16 protein-coding genes are annotated in these 15,516 nt (G+C 37.8%); 14 read left to right on the forward strand and 2 right to left on the reverse strand.

Features of this window, described 5'->3' with window-relative positions:
• Positions 1–37 precede the first annotated feature (37 nt).
• The 7 genes from M9892_10085 to M9892_10115 all read left to right on the forward strand — a co-directional run bounded on the left by M9892_10085 (position 38) and on the right by M9892_10115 (position 6,704).
• A complete protein-coding gene (locus M9892_10085; protein ID MCO5254698.1) occupies positions 38–1,096 on the forward strand; it encodes a class I fructose-bisphosphate aldolase in 1,059 nt (352 codons plus the stop codon).
• A 43-nt stretch (positions 1,097–1,139) separates the two neighbouring features.
• Positions 1,140–2,021, forward strand: coding sequence for an acetyl-CoA carboxylase, carboxyltransferase subunit beta (gene accD / locus M9892_10090; protein MCO5254699.1), 882 nt, complete (start codon positions 1,140–1,142; stop codon positions 2,019–2,021).
• Positions 2,022–2,086: 65 nt separating this feature from the next.
• Positions 2,087–2,467 carry a glycine cleavage system protein GcvH gene (gcvH, locus tag M9892_10095; protein MCO5254700.1) on the forward strand — a complete coding sequence of 127 codons (381 nt, stop codon included), beginning with the start codon at positions 2,087–2,089 and terminating at the stop codon, positions 2,465–2,467.
• 103 nt (positions 2,468–2,570) lie between these two features.
• Complete coding sequence (locus M9892_10100; GenBank protein MCO5254701.1) at positions 2,571–2,885, forward strand: VanZ family protein; 315 nt, start codon at positions 2,571–2,573, stop codon at positions 2,883–2,885.
• Positions 2,886–2,982: 97 nt separating this feature from the next.
• Complete coding sequence (locus M9892_10105; protein ID MCO5254702.1) at positions 2,983–3,705, forward strand: energy transducer TonB; 723 nt, start codon at positions 2,983–2,985, stop codon at positions 3,703–3,705.
• A gap of 55 nt (positions 3,706–3,760) precedes the next feature.
• The gene (gene murQ / locus M9892_10110; protein ID MCO5254703.1) at positions 3,761–4,570 is read left to right on the forward strand and encodes an N-acetylmuramic acid 6-phosphate etherase; all 810 of its coding nucleotides are present in this window, start codon (positions 3,761–3,763) and stop codon (positions 4,568–4,570) included.
• Positions 4,571–4,697: 127 nt separating this feature from the next.
• Positions 4,698–6,704, forward strand: coding sequence for a thiamine pyrophosphate-dependent enzyme (locus M9892_10115; GenBank protein ID MCO5254704.1), 2,007 nt, complete (start codon positions 4,698–4,700; stop codon positions 6,702–6,704).
• Between the two features lie 50 nt (positions 6,705–6,754).
• Here M9892_10115 and M9892_10120 read toward each other — a convergent pair whose 3' ends face one another.
• Positions 6,755–7,297 (reverse strand): DUF4296 domain-containing protein, encoded by a 543-nt coding sequence (locus M9892_10120; protein MCO5254705.1) that lies wholly within the window; start codon positions 7,295–7,297, stop codon positions 6,755–6,757.
• Between the two features lie 12 nt (positions 7,298–7,309).
• Positions 7,310–9,148: a membrane protein insertase YidC gene (gene yidC / locus M9892_10125; GenBank protein ID MCO5254706.1), complete on the reverse strand. Its 1,839-nt coding sequence runs from the start codon at positions 9,146–9,148 to the stop codon at positions 7,310–7,312.
• Positions 9,149–9,334: 186 nt separating this feature from the next.
• Between yidC and M9892_10130 the strand changes: the two genes are divergently transcribed.
• Genes M9892_10130 through rnhA form a run of 7 tightly spaced genes read left to right on the forward strand, consistent with a single transcriptional unit; the run spans position 9,335 to position 15,515 of the window.
• Complete coding sequence (locus M9892_10130) at positions 9,335–10,585, forward strand: pyridoxal phosphate-dependent aminotransferase family protein (GenBank protein MCO5254707.1); 1,251 nt, start codon at positions 9,335–9,337, stop codon at positions 10,583–10,585.
• Between the two features lie 34 nt (positions 10,586–10,619).
• Positions 10,620–11,732 (forward strand): SPOR domain-containing protein, encoded by a 1,113-nt coding sequence (locus M9892_10135; GenBank protein ID MCO5254708.1) that lies wholly within the window; start codon positions 10,620–10,622, stop codon positions 11,730–11,732.
• Positions 11,733–11,735: 3 nt separating this feature from the next.
• Positions 11,736–12,446, forward strand: coding sequence for a MotA/TolQ/ExbB proton channel family protein (locus tag M9892_10140; protein MCO5254709.1), 711 nt, complete (start codon positions 11,736–11,738; stop codon positions 12,444–12,446).
• Between the two features lie 25 nt (positions 12,447–12,471).
• Positions 12,472–12,876: a biopolymer transporter ExbD gene (locus M9892_10145; protein MCO5254710.1), complete on the forward strand. Its 405-nt coding sequence runs from the start codon at positions 12,472–12,474 to the stop codon at positions 12,874–12,876.
• Positions 12,877–12,908: 32 nt separating this feature from the next.
• Positions 12,909–13,763 carry a hypothetical protein gene (locus tag M9892_10150; protein ID MCO5254711.1) on the forward strand — a complete coding sequence of 285 codons (855 nt, stop codon included), beginning with the start codon at positions 12,909–12,911 and terminating at the stop codon, positions 13,761–13,763.
• Between the two features lie 11 nt (positions 13,764–13,774).
• Positions 13,775–15,046, forward strand: coding sequence for a Mur ligase family protein (locus M9892_10155; protein MCO5254712.1), 1,272 nt, complete (start codon positions 13,775–13,777; stop codon positions 15,044–15,046).
• Positions 15,039–15,515: a ribonuclease HI gene (gene rnhA / locus M9892_10160; protein MCO5254713.1), complete on the forward strand. Its 477-nt coding sequence runs from the start codon at positions 15,039–15,041 to the stop codon at positions 15,513–15,515. Before M9892_10155 ends, rnhA begins: the two co-directional genes overlap by 8 nt.
• The last annotated feature ends 1 nt before the right edge of the window (position 15,516 follow it).

The following is a 15,516-nucleotide window of genomic DNA, read 5'->3' on the forward strand; positions in this document are numbered from 1 at the left end:
TTTGCCGTCCTTTAAAAGTTAACTGGAAAAGACCATGATGAATACAGCAGAAATCCAAAATTTATTAGGTGCTGAGTCAGAAAGTTTGATGACACATCAATCAAAAACCATTGGAAACGAATTGTTAACGCTCCCTGGTGCAGACTTTATTGACCGTACTTTTGCATTTAGTAACAGAAATCCTCAAGTTTTAAGAAACCTTCAGGCATTGTATGGCAACGGACGTTTGGCTAATACCGGCTATGTTTCAATTCTACCAGTTGACCAAGGGATAGAGCATAGTGCTGGAGCATCGTTTGCCCCCAATCCTATTTTCTTTGACTCAGAGAATATAGTAAAACTTGCTATTGAAGGAGGTTGTAATGCTGTTGCCTCAACATTCGGAGTGCTCGCATCTTGCTCTAGAAAATATGCTCATAAGATTCCTTTTGTTGTTAAAATCAATCATAACGAGCTTTTGACATACCCTAACAAGTATGATCAAATCGCATTTGGTTCAGTTGAAGAAGCATGGAATTTAGGAGCTGTGGCAGTAGGGGCAACCATTTATTTTGGTTCAGAAGAATCATCCAGACAAATTGTTGAAATTGCCGAAGCATTTGAAAGAGCGCATGAATTGGGAATGGCAACCATTCTTTGGTGTTATTTGAGAAATAATAATTTCAAGAAAGATGGAGTTGATTATCATACAGCAGCAGACCTAACCGGGCAAGCAAATCACTTAGGAGTAACAATCCAAGCGGATATTATTAAGCAAAAATTACCTACAAATAACGGTGGCTTTAAAGCGCTGAATTTTGGTAAGACACACGATAAAGTTTATTCTCAACTTACAACTGACCATCCCATTGACCTTTGCAGGTATCAAGTTGCAAATTGCTATATGGGTAAAGTAGGGTTAATAAATTCGGGTGGCGAAAGCAAAGGAGAGTCGGATTTAGCAGACGCTGTGAGAACTGCTGTTATTAACAAAAGGGCAGGAGGGCATGGTTTGATTTCAGGTAGAAAGGCTTTTCAAAAACCTATGAATGAAGGTATTAAGTTGCTTAATGCTATTCAGGATGTTTATCTTAACAAAGAAATTACCATAGCATAAACCTTGTTCGCTTGTACCGGATATTAACCTAACAGAAAAAACTATGAGTTGGTTTAAAAGAGTAAAAGAAGGAATTACAACAAAATCAAAGGAGAAAAAATATATCCCTGACGGATTGTGGAATAAATGCCCAAAGTGCAAAACAATCACACAATCCAAAGATTTGGTTGAAAATAAATATGTATGCCCATCTTGCAGTTATCATCACAAAATAAGTTCTGAAGAGTACTTTCACATTCTGTTTGATGAACAAAAATTCAAAGAGTTATATGCCGAAATAGTATCGGGTGACCCGCTTCAGTTTTTTGATACCAAATCATACACCGAACGCTTGGTTGAAACACAAGCCAAAACGGGTTTAAAAGACGCATTGCGTGTTGCAGTCGGGAAAATAAACGGTACTAAAACCGTTATTTCTTGTATGGATTTTGGTTTTATAGGTGGTTCGATGGGTTCTGTGGTGGGCGAAAAGATCGCACGCTCTATTGACTATGCCAGAGAGAATCAAATTCCACTAATTATTATTTCTAAATCGGGTGGTGCCAGAATGATGGAAGCTGCGTTTTCGCTCATGCAAATGGCAAAAACATCTGCAAAGCTTGCCCTGCTCAATCAAGAAGGGATACCTTATCTATCCATTCTTACTGACCCTACAACAGGTGGTGTAACTGCTTCATTTGCAATGTTGGGTGATTTTAATATCGCTGAACCGGAAGCCTTGATTGGGTTTGCCGGACCGCGCGTTATCAGAGAAACGATTGGAAAAGATCTTCCTAAAGGTTTTCAAAGTTCGGAGTTCCTACAAGAACACGGCTTTGTGGATTTTATAGTACCCAGAACCGAAATGAAAGAGAAGGTAGGTAATTTGCTTAAAATGATTTATACTAAAAAAACATCTGCTAAAAAAGTGGATAAAAGTGAGTAAAGGTAAAATCTTATTCTCTTATTTCGTGCCAATCAAAAACACATAAAATTAAAATATAAAAAGATATGAATTTCCCATCAGAATTAAAGTACACAAAAGACCACGAATGGGTCAAAGTTGACGGAGCTATTGCAACAATTGGAGTAACCGACTTTGCACAAGGAGAACTTGGAGACATCGTTTTCGTTGACATTTCTTCTCAAGGACAATCACTGAGTAAAGAGTCTGTCTTTGGAACTATTGAAGCAGTAAAAACTGTTTCTGATTTATTTATGCCGCTATCAGGAGAGGTTATTGAGATAAACTCTTCTCTTGACTCAACGCCCGATGCCATTAACTCAGACCCTTATGGGGAAGGTTGGATTGTAAAAGTTAAGATTTCTAACCCTGCTGAGTTAGACAGCTTGTTGGATGTGGCTGCTTACAAAGCCTTAACCGGAAACTAAACTATCCGTGTATTTCTCCCATCAGTCTTTTGTAAAAAGAATTTCACCTTTCTTTAAATACCAGTCCCCAGCATTGCTTTGGGGACTTTTTATTTGTTTACTTTTGTTATTGCCGATCGGAGATGCCGAGACTTCCTATGTTTTCGGTATTATCCCATTCGACAAACTGGTGCATTTCGTTCTTTTTTCATTTTTTGCTTTATTTACAAGAGTAGGGTGGGCTAAGTGGTACCGAAATGACTTCTTTGTCAGAAAAGCAAATACCTGGACAATAATAGAAGGTGTTGTATTTGCTTTTCTGACAGAGACCCTGCAGCAATTTACTTATTATAGAACTTTCTCATGGTTTGATATTTGTGCGGATGCCGTGGGTGTATTATTCGGATTATTGTTGTTTATTGTAATTTACAAACTATGAAATTTACCTTTTGTAAAATCAGTGTATTAAAATGTGAAACCATGAATGTGGTATTTGAATATAAATATAAATTTGCAAACCTTAAAAAAACAAAACTATGGAACTAAAGAAAAGCATTAAAGCCGATGTTGCCAGGAGAGCTACCTCGTTTTTCCTTGTTGGTCTATTGATTATTCAGTTAGTAGTACTCGGTGCATTTTCATACACTTGGTATGAGAAAACAACGGTTGCACCTACTATTACTAAAAGTGTAGGTACTAATGAAGTAATAGAACAAACAGAAATAACACAGCAAACTGCCTATTATGTGCCACCACCACCTCCCCCTACTGCAATTGAAGTGGTTGAAGATGACAAAGCAGATGATAATGTCGAAATTCAAAGCACTGATTTTAAAGATAATACAGTAGTGGATGCCCCATATCAGTATTATGGAATGACGCCTGGCGGCACTCCGGGAGCACCACCTCCTCCCACACACGTAGAAGAAGCTCCTATCTTTACTGTTGTGGAGATAATGCCTGAATACCCCGGAGGACAAAATGCAATGTTGAGTTTTATCATGAAAAACTTTCGTTATCCGGATGAAGCCAGAAGATTTGACGTAGAAGGTAGAGTATTGGTTTCTTTCTTGGTTGACGAGTCTGGTAATATTACAGAAGTGAGACCTTTATTGCCCGCTAATCGCCAACTTGGATATGGTTTAGAAGATGAAGCTGTCAGGGTGGTAAAAATGATGCCTAAATGGAAACCCGGTTTTCAACGAAACAAAGCTGTTAGGGTGCGTTATACTTTACCTATAAATTGTACATTAAATTAATCTTGTAAGATTTTATCTTTGAAGCCCCTACCATAGGGGCTTTTTTATTTATACTATGCAAGACATACACCATACCGAACAAGATTCTCATTATGATAATCTCGAGCAACTGTCCGCTAAAGAACTGTTGATTGGAATTAACACCGAAGATTCTTCTATAGCAAAATCTGTTGCACATGAATTACCATCAATTGAAGCATTGATAAATGTATGTTCTGAAAAACTCAATAAAGGCGGAAGACTATTTTATATCGGAGCTGGTACAAGCGGACGGCTGGGTATATTGGATGCAAGTGAATGTCCTCCAACTTATGGCGTGGACTATGACAAAGTTATTGGACTAATTGCGGGAGGTGATGCTGCTATAAGAAAGGCAGTTGAATTTGCAGAAGACAATACAGAACAAGCTTGGAAAGACTTGCAGCAGTTGAATATCAGCAAAAGTGATTTTTTAATAGGAATTTCAGCCAGTGGTAAGACACCTTATGTTGTAGGGGGACTTGAAATGGCTAAACAAAATGGTGTGTCAACCGGATGTATTTCTTGTAATAAGAATTCAAAGTTAGGTACGCTTGCGGACTACCCGGTAGAAGTTGCAACAGGTGCTGAATTTGTAACAGGAAGTACTCGCATGAAGGCAGGAACAGCTCAAAAAATGGTGCTCAATATGATCTCTACGGTATGTATGATTAAACTTGGAAGAGTAAAAGGAAACAAAATGGTAGATATGCAAATTGCCAATAATAAGTTGATTGATAGGGCTGTCAGAATGATTATGGGAGAGACAAATTTGGATGCAAACATGGCGGCAGAGGCGCTCAAAAAATTTGGATGTGTGCGGGCAGTTATTGAGCATTATAAATGATTCTTGGCTAAAACCGCGATAATTCGTACATTTACACCCTAATAAATAAATTGGAGTTTTGACAAAAGCGAAGCGTGCAATATCATTGACAGTTACAAAAGACATTCTATTACAAGCCTTTCAGTTGATGTGCCAAACTAAGGCAATGAACAAGATTTATGAGGAGAATAGACAAATCACAACTTATGTGCATTCCACTTCACGAGGACATGAGGCTATCCAACTGGCAACCGGATTCCTATTAGAATCTTATGATTATGCAGCACCCTATTATAGGGATGAAGCAATGCTGCTTGCAATCGGTATGCGACCTTATGAGTTAATGTTGCAACTGTTGGCAAAGAAAGATGACCCCTTCTCCGGAGGCAGAAGTTATTACTCTCATCCTTCTTTGAAACGAGAAACAATGCCCAAAATACCACACCAGTCAAGTGCTACAGGCATGCAGGCGATTCCTGCAACAGGTATGGCGCATGGAATCAAATACAAAGAACAAACAAAACAACTCAAAGGCTTAGAAATGCCAATAGTGCTTTGTTCATTAGGAGATGGATGTGTTACAGAAGGCGAAGTATCCGAAGCAATGCAAATGGCAGTATTAAAAGAACTACCCATTATTTATTTAGTTCAAGACAATGATTGGGGAATTTCGGCAACCGGTGCTGAGATGAGGGCTATGGATGCGTATGAGTTTGCTGCCGGTTTCAAAGGTTTGAAAAGAGTCAGAACTGATGGTGCAGACTTTGTGCAATGCTATGAGGACATGAAAGACGCCATAGATTGGGTGCGCAAAAATAGAAAACCAGTTTTGGTGCATGCCAAAGTTCCTCTTTTGGGACATCATACATCGGGAGTACGTAGTGAATGGTATAGAAATGATTGGGCAGAGAATGAGAAAAATGATCCTTTTCCAAGATTGTTGCAGACTTTAATAGAGCTTGGAGAAAGCACCGGCACCCTTGATACGATTCGCAAAGAAGCTGAAGAGTTTATTGCCGAAGAGTTTGCTAAAGCAATTACCGCACCTGAACCGGAACCTCAGTCTGTTTATGAACATGAGTTTGTCAGCACGCCAATAACAGAGGAGCTTGGTATAAGAGAGCCTGCCGGCAAAGATCCTATTGTGATGGTGGATGCAGCCTTGTTTGCCTGCGATGAAATTCTGAAAAAACATCCTGAAGCCCTATTATATGGTCAAGATGTAGGAGCAAGGCTGGGTGGAGTTTTTAGAGAAGCAGCTACACTGGCTCAAAAGCATGGTGATGCGCGTGTTTTCAATACCCCTATTCAAGAAGCATATATAGTGGGTTCGACTGTCGGAATGAGTGCAGTTGGACTCAAGCCTATTGTTGAAATTCAGTTTGCGGATTATATCTGGCCAGGTGTAAATCAATTAGTAGAGGAGGTTTCCAAATCGTGTTATTTGTCAATGGGTAAATACCCTGTGTCAAGTGTAATCAGAATACCAACAGGTGCTTATGGTGGCGGTGGTCCATATCATTCCGGCACAGTTGAGTCAAGTATATTGCCCATCAAAGGAATTAAGGTTGTTTATCCAAGTAATGCCGCTGATATGAAAGGGTTGCTTAAAGCCGCATTCTATGACCCCAATCCGGTTGTCATATTTGAGCACAAGGGATTGTACTGGAGCAAAGTACCGGGTACCAATGCTGCCAAAACCCCCGAACCTTCGGAGGATTATGTGATACCGCTGGGTAAGGGCAGGGTTGTGTTAGAGGCAAATATTGAAAATGTAAAAAAAGGTGATTCTGTGGCAGTAATTACGTATGGAATGGGAGTGTATTGGGCATTGAATGCTGCCAAAAATCTCAATGACAGAGTTGAAATTATAGATTTGAGAACACTCAACCCTTTGGATGAAGAGTTGATTTATAATACAGTCATTAAACACGGAAAAGCATTGGTGCTAACTGAGGAGACACAACGTAATTCATTTGCTGAAGCCATTGCAGGAAGAGCTTCTGAGAAGTGTTTTAGGTTTTTGGATGCACCTATCAAAGTAATAGGAGCAGCCAACCTGCCCGCAGTGGCAATGAACAAGAACTTAGAATTCGAAATGTTGCCGAATGCAGATAAAGTACAAGCTGCTTTGGATGAATTACTTAATTATTAATATACAACGATTCACAACACATAATGAGTCATGTGAAATTTGATAACTCCTTAATCTTTAGTTACTTGAATTTCATATCGGGTAAGAATTTCCAATGCTTTTTCTAAAATAGGTTGAAAAAGGTCAGGATTCTTTGAATAGTAATCAAGGCTTTGCTCAAACTGTTGTCGTGTCACTTTATGTTTGTTAAAAACAAATTCATAATCAGCACCAACATTACCCTTATACACTCTTTTGACACTTGTAACAGGTTTGGATTCAGTGGGTTCATAGCTAATTGCTTCTTGTCCTTCTTTAGTTGTTACTATCTCTTTTAATGATTCTAAGACGGATGTCTTTTGTTTTGGACCATCAGCAGTGTCAATGCGCACTGATTTTTGGGATTCTTCTGCTCCTTTAGGTGCCACTCCGGATTGATAAGCAGCATCAATTATTTTGAGCTCTGCAACTATTTGGCTCATGGTTTGATCCGCAATCAGATTTTTAGGTTGATTAGATTGAGGTCTGCTACAACTTGCAATTAATATGATGAGTAATAAAATAAATACTCGTTGTAATTTGTATGACCTATCGTAATTAAACCCTAATGTCATAGATGGTTTAGGCTATTTTCTTTTGCCAGTATAAGGGTCAATTCCTTTTTTCTTAGCATAGTCTTCCATTCTTTTTTGGAAATAACTTTTCTTGAGATTTACTTTCTTTTTCTTGTTTTCAGCAATTTGTTTGTGTAGTTTGTCTTCATCCACAAAACGTTTGAAAATGGCTTGTTGTCCAAAGGTTATCATATTAGCCAAAAAGTAATAATAGCTAAGTGCAGCAGGATAATTGTTGAAGAAACCAAGGAACATGATTGGCATTACATATGAAATGATTTTCATTTGTGCACCTGCAGCTGTCAGTTGATTGTTAAGCCTTGTATAAATAATTGTTGATGCAGTCATCAATAATGTAAACAAACTGACATGATTCCCGTAAAAAGGTATAGAAAAACCACCGGGAAAATTAAAAATAGAGTCATATTGAGAAAGGTCACTTGCCCACAAGAATGATTGTTGCCTAAGTTCAAAAGAAGAAGGGAAGAAACTGAACATGGCAATCAGAATAGGAAATTGCAAGAGCATCGGCAAGCAGCCCCCCATGGGACTTACTCCGGCTTTCTTATACAAATTCATGGTATCCATCTGGGTTTTTGCCATATCTCCCTTGTTTTTCTCTTTAATTTCATCAAGTTCGGGCTTGAGTAATCTCATCTTAGCCGTTGATAAATAAGACTTGTAAACCAGAGGAAATAAAAGCATCTTAATAAAAATGGTTAGCAACAGAATGATAATCCCGAAGTTTCCTATATATTTACTTAAAAAGGCAAAGGTAGGAATGACCAAAAACTGATTAACCCAACGGAAAAGAGTCCAGCCCAAAGGGATGATGTCTTCTAGCTCAACACCTTCTGCTTTAAGTGTTTTGAAATGATTGGGTCCATAAAAAAATCTCAAATTGAATACCTCATTACTTTTATTTTCAAAGGGTAAATCGAGTTGCGCTTTATATAGTTTGATATCCTCAAGTTGGTTCTTTGCAGAGTCTACGGTAACCTCGCCATCCTTTTGAAAACCTTCCTTTAGAATGACGGTATTATTAAAAAACTGTTGTTTGAATGAAACCCATTGAATCGGAGCTTTTAAATTCTCTGATTTATATTTAGTTTCACTAATATAATCAGGCTTATCACCAATATACCGATAATAGATTGTAGATTTCAAACGTTCTGTTTCTGCTATTAGCTCTTGTTTTGGTACCTCAACTTCTTTGTAATAGGTGAGTAAAGAATTGGGTTGAATATACTGATCCATATTCACAAGCGCAAACTGTTGGTTCAAGCCATATCCATCCGAGTCAATTTGGTAGATAGATTCGATATAGGAGTTTGCATCAAAGTTGAGTCGGAATGTAAGTTTATTGCTGTCTTGTTTAACTAAATCCCAATATACTTTGTTTGTATAAAATGCGTCATTCTTAGTGTTAAATACAAAATAATCATTTGCGTCATCTTTATCAAAAAGAATCAAGTCTCTATTTTTGGTTGTATCGGCACGAAGGTATTTGAGCACCTGAACTTTGTTTACTCTTGCACCTTTATTGGAGATTGTAACCTTGATATCATTGTTTTTAAGAGTGTATTCTTTTTCTTCACCAAAAAACTTGTGTGAAATTTCACCAAAACGCGCTTGTAATGCCTGCGAATCTTGTACAACTTCTTTTACAATAGTATCAATAGAAGCCATCTGAGCTTTGGCTTCGTGTTCTTGTTGAATTTTAACCGAAGCAATAGAATCACTAATGTGCTTTCTTTCGGCAAGTTGTTCTGCGCTGGGTTGATTGAGATAAGAATAGCCAATGAGAATGCCTAAAATAAGGAGTAAGCCAATAATCGAGTTTCTGTCCATCTGTCTTTTTTCGAGGGCGCAAAGGTAATATATTTAATGACGAATGAAAGTTTTGAAGACGCGTTGAAAGATGTTTCGATAGATATATTGTAATATGTGTTATTTGTTGAGAAAAGCAGCTTAGTCATGGTGAAATTTTGCCAAGCAATTACACTACTTTCGCAGCCGAAAATTAGATACAAAAAAATGGCAGACATATTTAAAAAATTGCAGGAAAATATGGGTCCTTTGGGAACTTACCATAAAGAGGCTCATGGATATTTTACTTTTCCAAAACTTGAAGGTGATATTTCAAATCGCATGGTGTTTAGAGGAAAAAAACTTTTGATTTGGAGTCTAAACAATTATTTGGGTTTGGCTAATCAGCCCGAAGTGAGAAAAGTGGATGCTGAGGCTGCAAAAGAATATGGACTTGCTTTGCCTATGGGTGCTAGAATGATGAGTGGTAATTCCGATAATCACGAATTGCTTGAGAAAAATTTAGCTGAGTTTGTACACAAAGAAGATTGCTACTTGTTGAACTATGGTTATCAAGGCGTTGTCTCTATTATTGATGCACTTGTTGGACGTCATGATGTGATAGTTTATGATGCAGAAGCACATGCATGTATTATAGATGGCGTTCGCTTGCATGCAGGCAAAAGATTTGTATATAGTCATAATAATATAGAAAGTCTTGAAAAACAGTTAGGGCACGCGAAAAAAGTGATAGACCAAACCGGTGGTGGAATCCTTGTAATAACAGAAGGAGTTTTTGGAATGAGCGGAAGTCAAGGTAAGTTGAAAGAGATTATTGAGCTTAAGAAAAAATTTCAATTTAGACTATTTGTAGATGATGCACATGGTTTTGGTACAATGGGCAAAACCGGAGCGGGTACAGGCGAAGAACAAGGGATACAGGATGGAATAGATTTGTACTTCTCAACATTTGCCAAATCAATGGCTTTGATAGGTGCATTTGTTGCCGGAGAAAAAACTATTATTGATTATCTGCGTTATAATATGCGTTCTCAGATTTTTGCTAAATCACTGCCTATGCCAATCGTTGTAGGTGCCTTGAAAAGGTTGGAACTATTGCGCTCACAACCTGAACACAAAGAAAAACTATGGAATATTGTACGTGCTCTGCAAACAGGGTTGAAAAATGCAGGATTTAATATTGGAGTTACTACTACGCCTGTAACCCCCGTTATTCTGAGTGGTACCGTTGAGGAGGCAACCTATCTAACTCTTGATTTAAGAGAAAATTTCAACATATTTTGTTCAATAGTGGTATATCCTGTTGTGCCTAAAGGCGTAATTTTACTCCGACTTATTCCCACAGCAGCACACACACTACAAGATGTTGAAGAAACTATTGCTGCATTCTCCGAAGTACAAAAAAGACTGAAAGCCGGACAATATGCAGGAAATAACACGATTGCACAAGTAGGGTAATTGTAGTTTTTTTTTAAATTTGCCCTTCTGCTCAATGCTAACACCGGAACAAAATATACACAGCTTATTATTTGACAACGATTGTGTCATTATACCTGATTTTGGCGGTTTTATTAAAAGAACACATCCCACCGTTTTAGACCACCTTGCACATACTATCAAACCTAAAGGTGCTATGTTGTTTTTTAATATGGCATTGCAACAGAATGACGGCTTATTGGCAAATCATATTGCCGCTGAAAAAGGAATAACGTATCAAGAGGCACTTGAATTACTCGCCCAATGGGTAAAAAATACTGAACAGCAGATTTCATTTACGGGTAAATTTAAATTTGGACATCTCGGAACTTTCTTTGTGAATGCTGAAGGCAAAAAATGGTTTGCACCATCCCCAACTTTGAATTTTTCCAAAACGACTTTCGGATTGGAAACAATTGTAGCCAAAACTATTATTCAAGATTCAGAACTTAAGGATAAGAAAGAAGAATTAATTAGAGCAAAGTACGAAAAAGAGGTAGTGCAACCGACTTTGTTAACTGCTCAAAAAATAAAAAAGAAGAGATTGCCTCTAAAGATTGCAGCTTCATTAATTCTATTGGTAGGTGTGAGTGCAGTTTTATATTTTACTGTATTTGAAAATAATAACTTAGGTATGTTTCAACAAGCTCAAATTATACCTGCTTTAGATTCTACTCCCCAAGTTCAAGAACCAGAAGATGTCCCTTCAATTCAAGATATTACACCCGAACAAGATTCGGGCTACTCTTTTCAAAATAATATTGTGAATAGCGATAGTCAAACGACTGAATCCTATACCAATACAACAACCAATATAATCTCAAACGAAATTACTTCGGAGTCCGGTGTACAAAATTCAGTACAATCAACAACGAAAGATGTAGATGAAATTCTTGACGAAGAAGGTATTTACACTATTTTGGCAGGTGCATTTCTGCATGAAGATAATGCTCAGAGGAGAATGGAATTATTAACTCAAAATGGATTTGATGTACACCCGGTTAAGCCTTCAAACAGTAGGCTTACAAAAATCCAATGCGGAAAATTCTCTTCAATAGAAGATGCAGAAATTCAACTCAAAGAAGTCCAAAAAATAATACCTCAAGCACACATCACATCTTTTAAATAAAACATGAATCAAATATTCTTATTCACATTGCTGCAAATCCAGCAAGCTGAGAGCGCAGTACAATCAGTCGCAAACACACCCCCCCAAAACGAAGAATTAAAGCTTTGGGACTTAATGCTAACCGGAGGTCCGATTATGATACCTATCGGTATTATGTTAATTTTTGCTGTCTATTTAATGACAGAACGATATCTAAACATTAAAAGAGCCGGTAAATTAGACCCCAATTTTATGGCTACAATCAAAGACATGGTGCTGAATGATAATATTGCGGGTGCACAGAAACTATGTGAAAAAACTGATTCTCCCGTTGCACGCATGGTTGAAAAAGGTATTTCTCGTATAGGCAGACCACTAAAGGATATTGGAACTGCTGTTGAAAATACCGGCAAACTTGAAATCTATAAGTTAGAGAAAAGGATGCCATTTCTTGCGACCATTGCCGGAGCTGCTCCAATGCTTGGATTCTTGGGTACGGTTACCGGAATGATTTTAACTTTTCATTCTTTGGCACTTGCCGGTGATTCAGTTACACCGGGTGATCTAAGTTCCGGCTTATATCAAGCAATGGTTACCACGGTGGCCGGGCTGATTGTGGGTATTATGGCTTATCTGGGATATAATATGCTCACAGGGATGATTGAAAAAGTTATCTATAAAATGGAAGTTACCTCTGTGGAGTTTTTGGATTTGCTACAACAACCTTCTGAATAAGTTTTACCATAATCACAATTGAATTATGTCCTTAAAAAGAAAGTCTAAAATCAGCACTGAATTCAGCATGTCTTCCATGACTGATATAGTTTTTTTATTGCTGATATTTTTTATTCTTACTTCAACAGTTGTACGCGAACCGGTACTTAGAGTCCTGTTGCCCAAAGCCAATCCTGATAAGAAACTTACTACCCAAAGTGTAAAAGTTGCTGTTACAGAAGACGGACGCTATTCTGTTGATGATAAAATTTTATCATTTGAGAATTTACCTTCTGCTATACAATCGGCATTAAGCAATAACCCCGATGCAGTAGTTGCTGTTTATGGCGATAAAAGAGTACAATACGAAAAAGTAATGGAATTGGTCAAAGTAGCCGACAATTTAGGCGCTAAAGTAGTACTGGCATTGGATAAAGACACTAAAAAGTAAAGTAGTACGTTGTAATTAAACAAATTCCGGAGATGCGTATTTTCTCAAGTAAAAACGAAAAAGAAGACAAAGTCAAAGCCGGCTTTTTTACCGGAATTGTGAGTGTATTGATTATTATCTTACTAATATTCGCAGGATTCAGGAATGTATTAGATGAAGAAGCAGGCGGTGGCGGGGGAGGTGTTGAGGTTCAAATGGGCGACCCTAATCAAGGCGGTCCTGATAATAGCCCCGCGAGTGAGAGAACTGTGCCAGTATCTTCCAAATATGTCGAACCGGAAGAAAATTTTGCTACACATCAAAATGATGGAGTAGCTTTGAATAATAAACAAGATAAAACGTCTCAGACTCAAACACAGACCACTCCACAAAATCAGGAAGTACCGGTACCGGAGAAAACAATCTCAAATGATTTAGATAATCTTTTTAAAACTACTAAGGATAGCAAAGGACAAGGTAATGGCAAAAACCAAGGTACGCAAGGTGATCCAAATGGCAAGGGTAATTCGCCTGTAGGTGGAAACGGTGGAGATGGAACAGGAACCGGTAGTGGTTCTGGTGATGGACCCGGAAATGGTCCCGGAACCGGACCAGGTGATGGATTTAAATTGGGACATGGATTTGGTACTAGGAAAATCAGTTATGCACCAACCATCAGAAGTGCATGCACCAACGCTAAAGGTGGTAGGGTTGTATTTAAAGTAGAAGTGGCACCAAATGGAACGGTAACAGCAGTAATGAATCCTTCAACAGGTGAAAGAGGTACAAACGTTTCGGACCCTTGTCTAATGGCTGAAGCGGTTGCTCTGGTAAAAAAAGTTAAACTTTCCTCTTCAAATGACAATATGAATACAATTGGTGAAATAACTATCACCATAAAAAACTAAACTTATACTCCATGAATAACTTAGAATGGGAGTATCAATGTACAGTTGAATATTTATTTTCTAAACTTCCTTTTTTCTCCCGAGATGGTCAAAAAGCTTTGAAGTATTCTTTGGAAAAAATTTCCTTGCTCATGGCGGAAATAGGAAATCCACATGAAAAGTTTAAATCAATTCATATTGCAGGAACAAATGGGAAGGGGTCTGTAAGTCATTCATTAGCGGCAGTTTTACAAGCAAATGACTATAAAACAGCACTCTATACATCACCCCATTTAACTGATTTTAGAGAAAGAATGAGAGTCAATGGACAAATGATTCCCAAATCATTTGTTGTCGAATTTATACAAAAGCATAAAGAACTGATTGAAGAGCTACATCCTTCCTTTTTTGAATTATCACAAGCGATTGCTTTTTCTTGGTTTGCAAGTCAAAATATAGATGTTGCAGTCATTGAAACCGGACTTGGTGGAAGACTTGACTCTACTAATATTATCAAACCACAATTATCAGTAATTACAAATATATCCTTTGATCACACGGATATACTTGGTGACACACTTGAAAAAATTGCCATTGAAAAAGCCGGAATCATTAAACCACACACTCCTGTTGTGATTGGAAGATATCAGCCGGATATTCATTTCGTTTTTGAGAATAAAGCAAAATCTCTTGAGAGTCATTTGTATAAATCAGGAGATTTCAATATGACTGAAAATGTTGACTTTCAACTTAAGGGCATTTACCAGCAAGAAAACATTCGCACAATTTGGGCAGCATTGCAAGTGCTTGTAAATAATTGTGGTTACTTATTTTCAATAGTTAAAATAAAAGAAGCACTTTCTCATGTAAAAGAATTGACAGGCTTGCGTGGCAGATGGGATATCTTGCGAGAAGACTCTCCTAAAATTATAGCCGACACAGGGCACAATGAAGATGGGATAAAACAAGTTGTGAATCAATTAAACGAAGAGCAATTTAACAAGCTCCACTTTGTCATAGGGATGATGGTGGATAAAAAGCGTGAAAAGATATGGGATTTGCTTCCAAAAGATGCGCTCTATTATTTTTGTCGCCCCAATGTGCCCAGAGGTATGGATGCCAATGAACTGATGCAGGAGGGGATGAGCAAAGGCTTGCAAGGTGCTTGTTTTGCAAGTTGTCATGCAGCTTTGCAAAGTGCAATTAATAATGCAAATGATTATGATTTGATATTTATTGGAGGTAGTACTTTTGTTGTAGCAGATTTAATAGAATCGCCCTTGATTATAAAGACCTATGGATAAGACTCATAAAACTAAACTTTCAATCTATACAGACGGTTCAGCGCGCGGCAACCCGGGTCCGGGCGGTTATGGAGCCATTTTGATTTATGGAGATGCAAAACTTGAAATTTCAGATGGGTTCAGAAATACAACGAATAACCGTATGGAACTTATGGCTGTAATAGAAGCAATCAAAAAAATAAAACGAATCAACATGGAGATTGATATATATACAGACAGTAAATATGTCTGCGATTCTATTAATAAAGGTTGGTTGCAGTCATGGGTAAAAAAGAATTTCAAAGACAAAAAAAATGTGGATTTATGGAAAGAGTTTTTAGAGGTTTCCAAAATGCAGAATATCCATTTCCATTGGGTGAAAGGACACAACGGACACCCGCTTAATGAAAGATGTGACGAGTTGGCTACACAAGCTGCGGACAATAAGCCGAAGAAAACAGATATAGGATACGAAAGCGAAAATCCATAGT

The sequence above is a fragment of the Bacteroidota bacterium genome (genome assembly GCA_023957335.1).
Taxonomy (GTDB): Bacteria; Bacteroidota; Bacteroidia; order NS11-12g; family UBA955; genus JALOAG01.

Excerpts from the sequence above, each read along its gene's own strand:
- M9892_10140 (MCO5254709.1), top strand. The coding sequence starts at position 11,736 with ATGAATCAAATATTCTTATTCACATTGCTGCAAATCCAGCAAGCTGAG.
- M9892_10155 (MCO5254712.1), top strand. The coding sequence starts at position 13,775 with ATGAATAACTTAGAATGGGAGTATCAATGTACAGTTGAATATTTATTT.
- murQ (MCO5254703.1), top strand. The coding sequence starts at position 3,761 with ATGCAAGACATACACCATACCGAACAAGATTCTCATTATGATAATCTC.
- M9892_10130 (MCO5254707.1), top strand. The coding sequence starts at position 9,335 with ATGGCAGACATATTTAAAAAATTGCAGGAAAATATGGGTCCTTTGGGA.
- gcvH (MCO5254700.1), top strand. The coding sequence starts at position 2,087 with ATGAATTTCCCATCAGAATTAAAGTACACAAAAGACCACGAATGGGTC.
- M9892_10135 (MCO5254708.1), top strand. The coding sequence starts at position 10,620 with ATGCTAACACCGGAACAAAATATACACAGCTTATTATTTGACAACGAT.
- accD (MCO5254699.1), top strand. The coding sequence starts at position 1,140 with ATGAGTTGGTTTAAAAGAGTAAAAGAAGGAATTACAACAAAATCAAAG.
- M9892_10150 (MCO5254711.1), top strand. The coding sequence starts at position 12,909 with ATGCGTATTTTCTCAAGTAAAAACGAAAAAGAAGACAAAGTCAAAGCC.
- rnhA (MCO5254713.1), top strand. The coding sequence starts at position 15,039 with ATGGATAAGACTCATAAAACTAAACTTTCAATCTATACAGACGGTTCA.
- M9892_10115 (MCO5254704.1), top strand. The coding sequence starts at position 4,698 with ATGTGCCAAACTAAGGCAATGAACAAGATTTATGAGGAGAATAGACAA.
- yidC (MCO5254706.1), bottom strand. The coding sequence starts at position 9,148 with ATGGACAGAAACTCGATTATTGGCTTACTCCTTATTTTAGGCATTCTC.
- M9892_10145 (MCO5254710.1), top strand. The coding sequence starts at position 12,472 with ATGTCCTTAAAAAGAAAGTCTAAAATCAGCACTGAATTCAGCATGTCT.
- M9892_10085 (MCO5254698.1), top strand. The coding sequence starts at position 38 with ATGAATACAGCAGAAATCCAAAATTTATTAGGTGCTGAGTCAGAAAGT.
- M9892_10120 (MCO5254705.1), bottom strand. The coding sequence starts at position 7,297 with ATGACATTAGGGTTTAATTACGATAGGTCATACAAATTACAACGAGTA.
- M9892_10105 (MCO5254702.1), top strand. The coding sequence starts at position 2,983 with ATGGAACTAAAGAAAAGCATTAAAGCCGATGTTGCCAGGAGAGCTACC.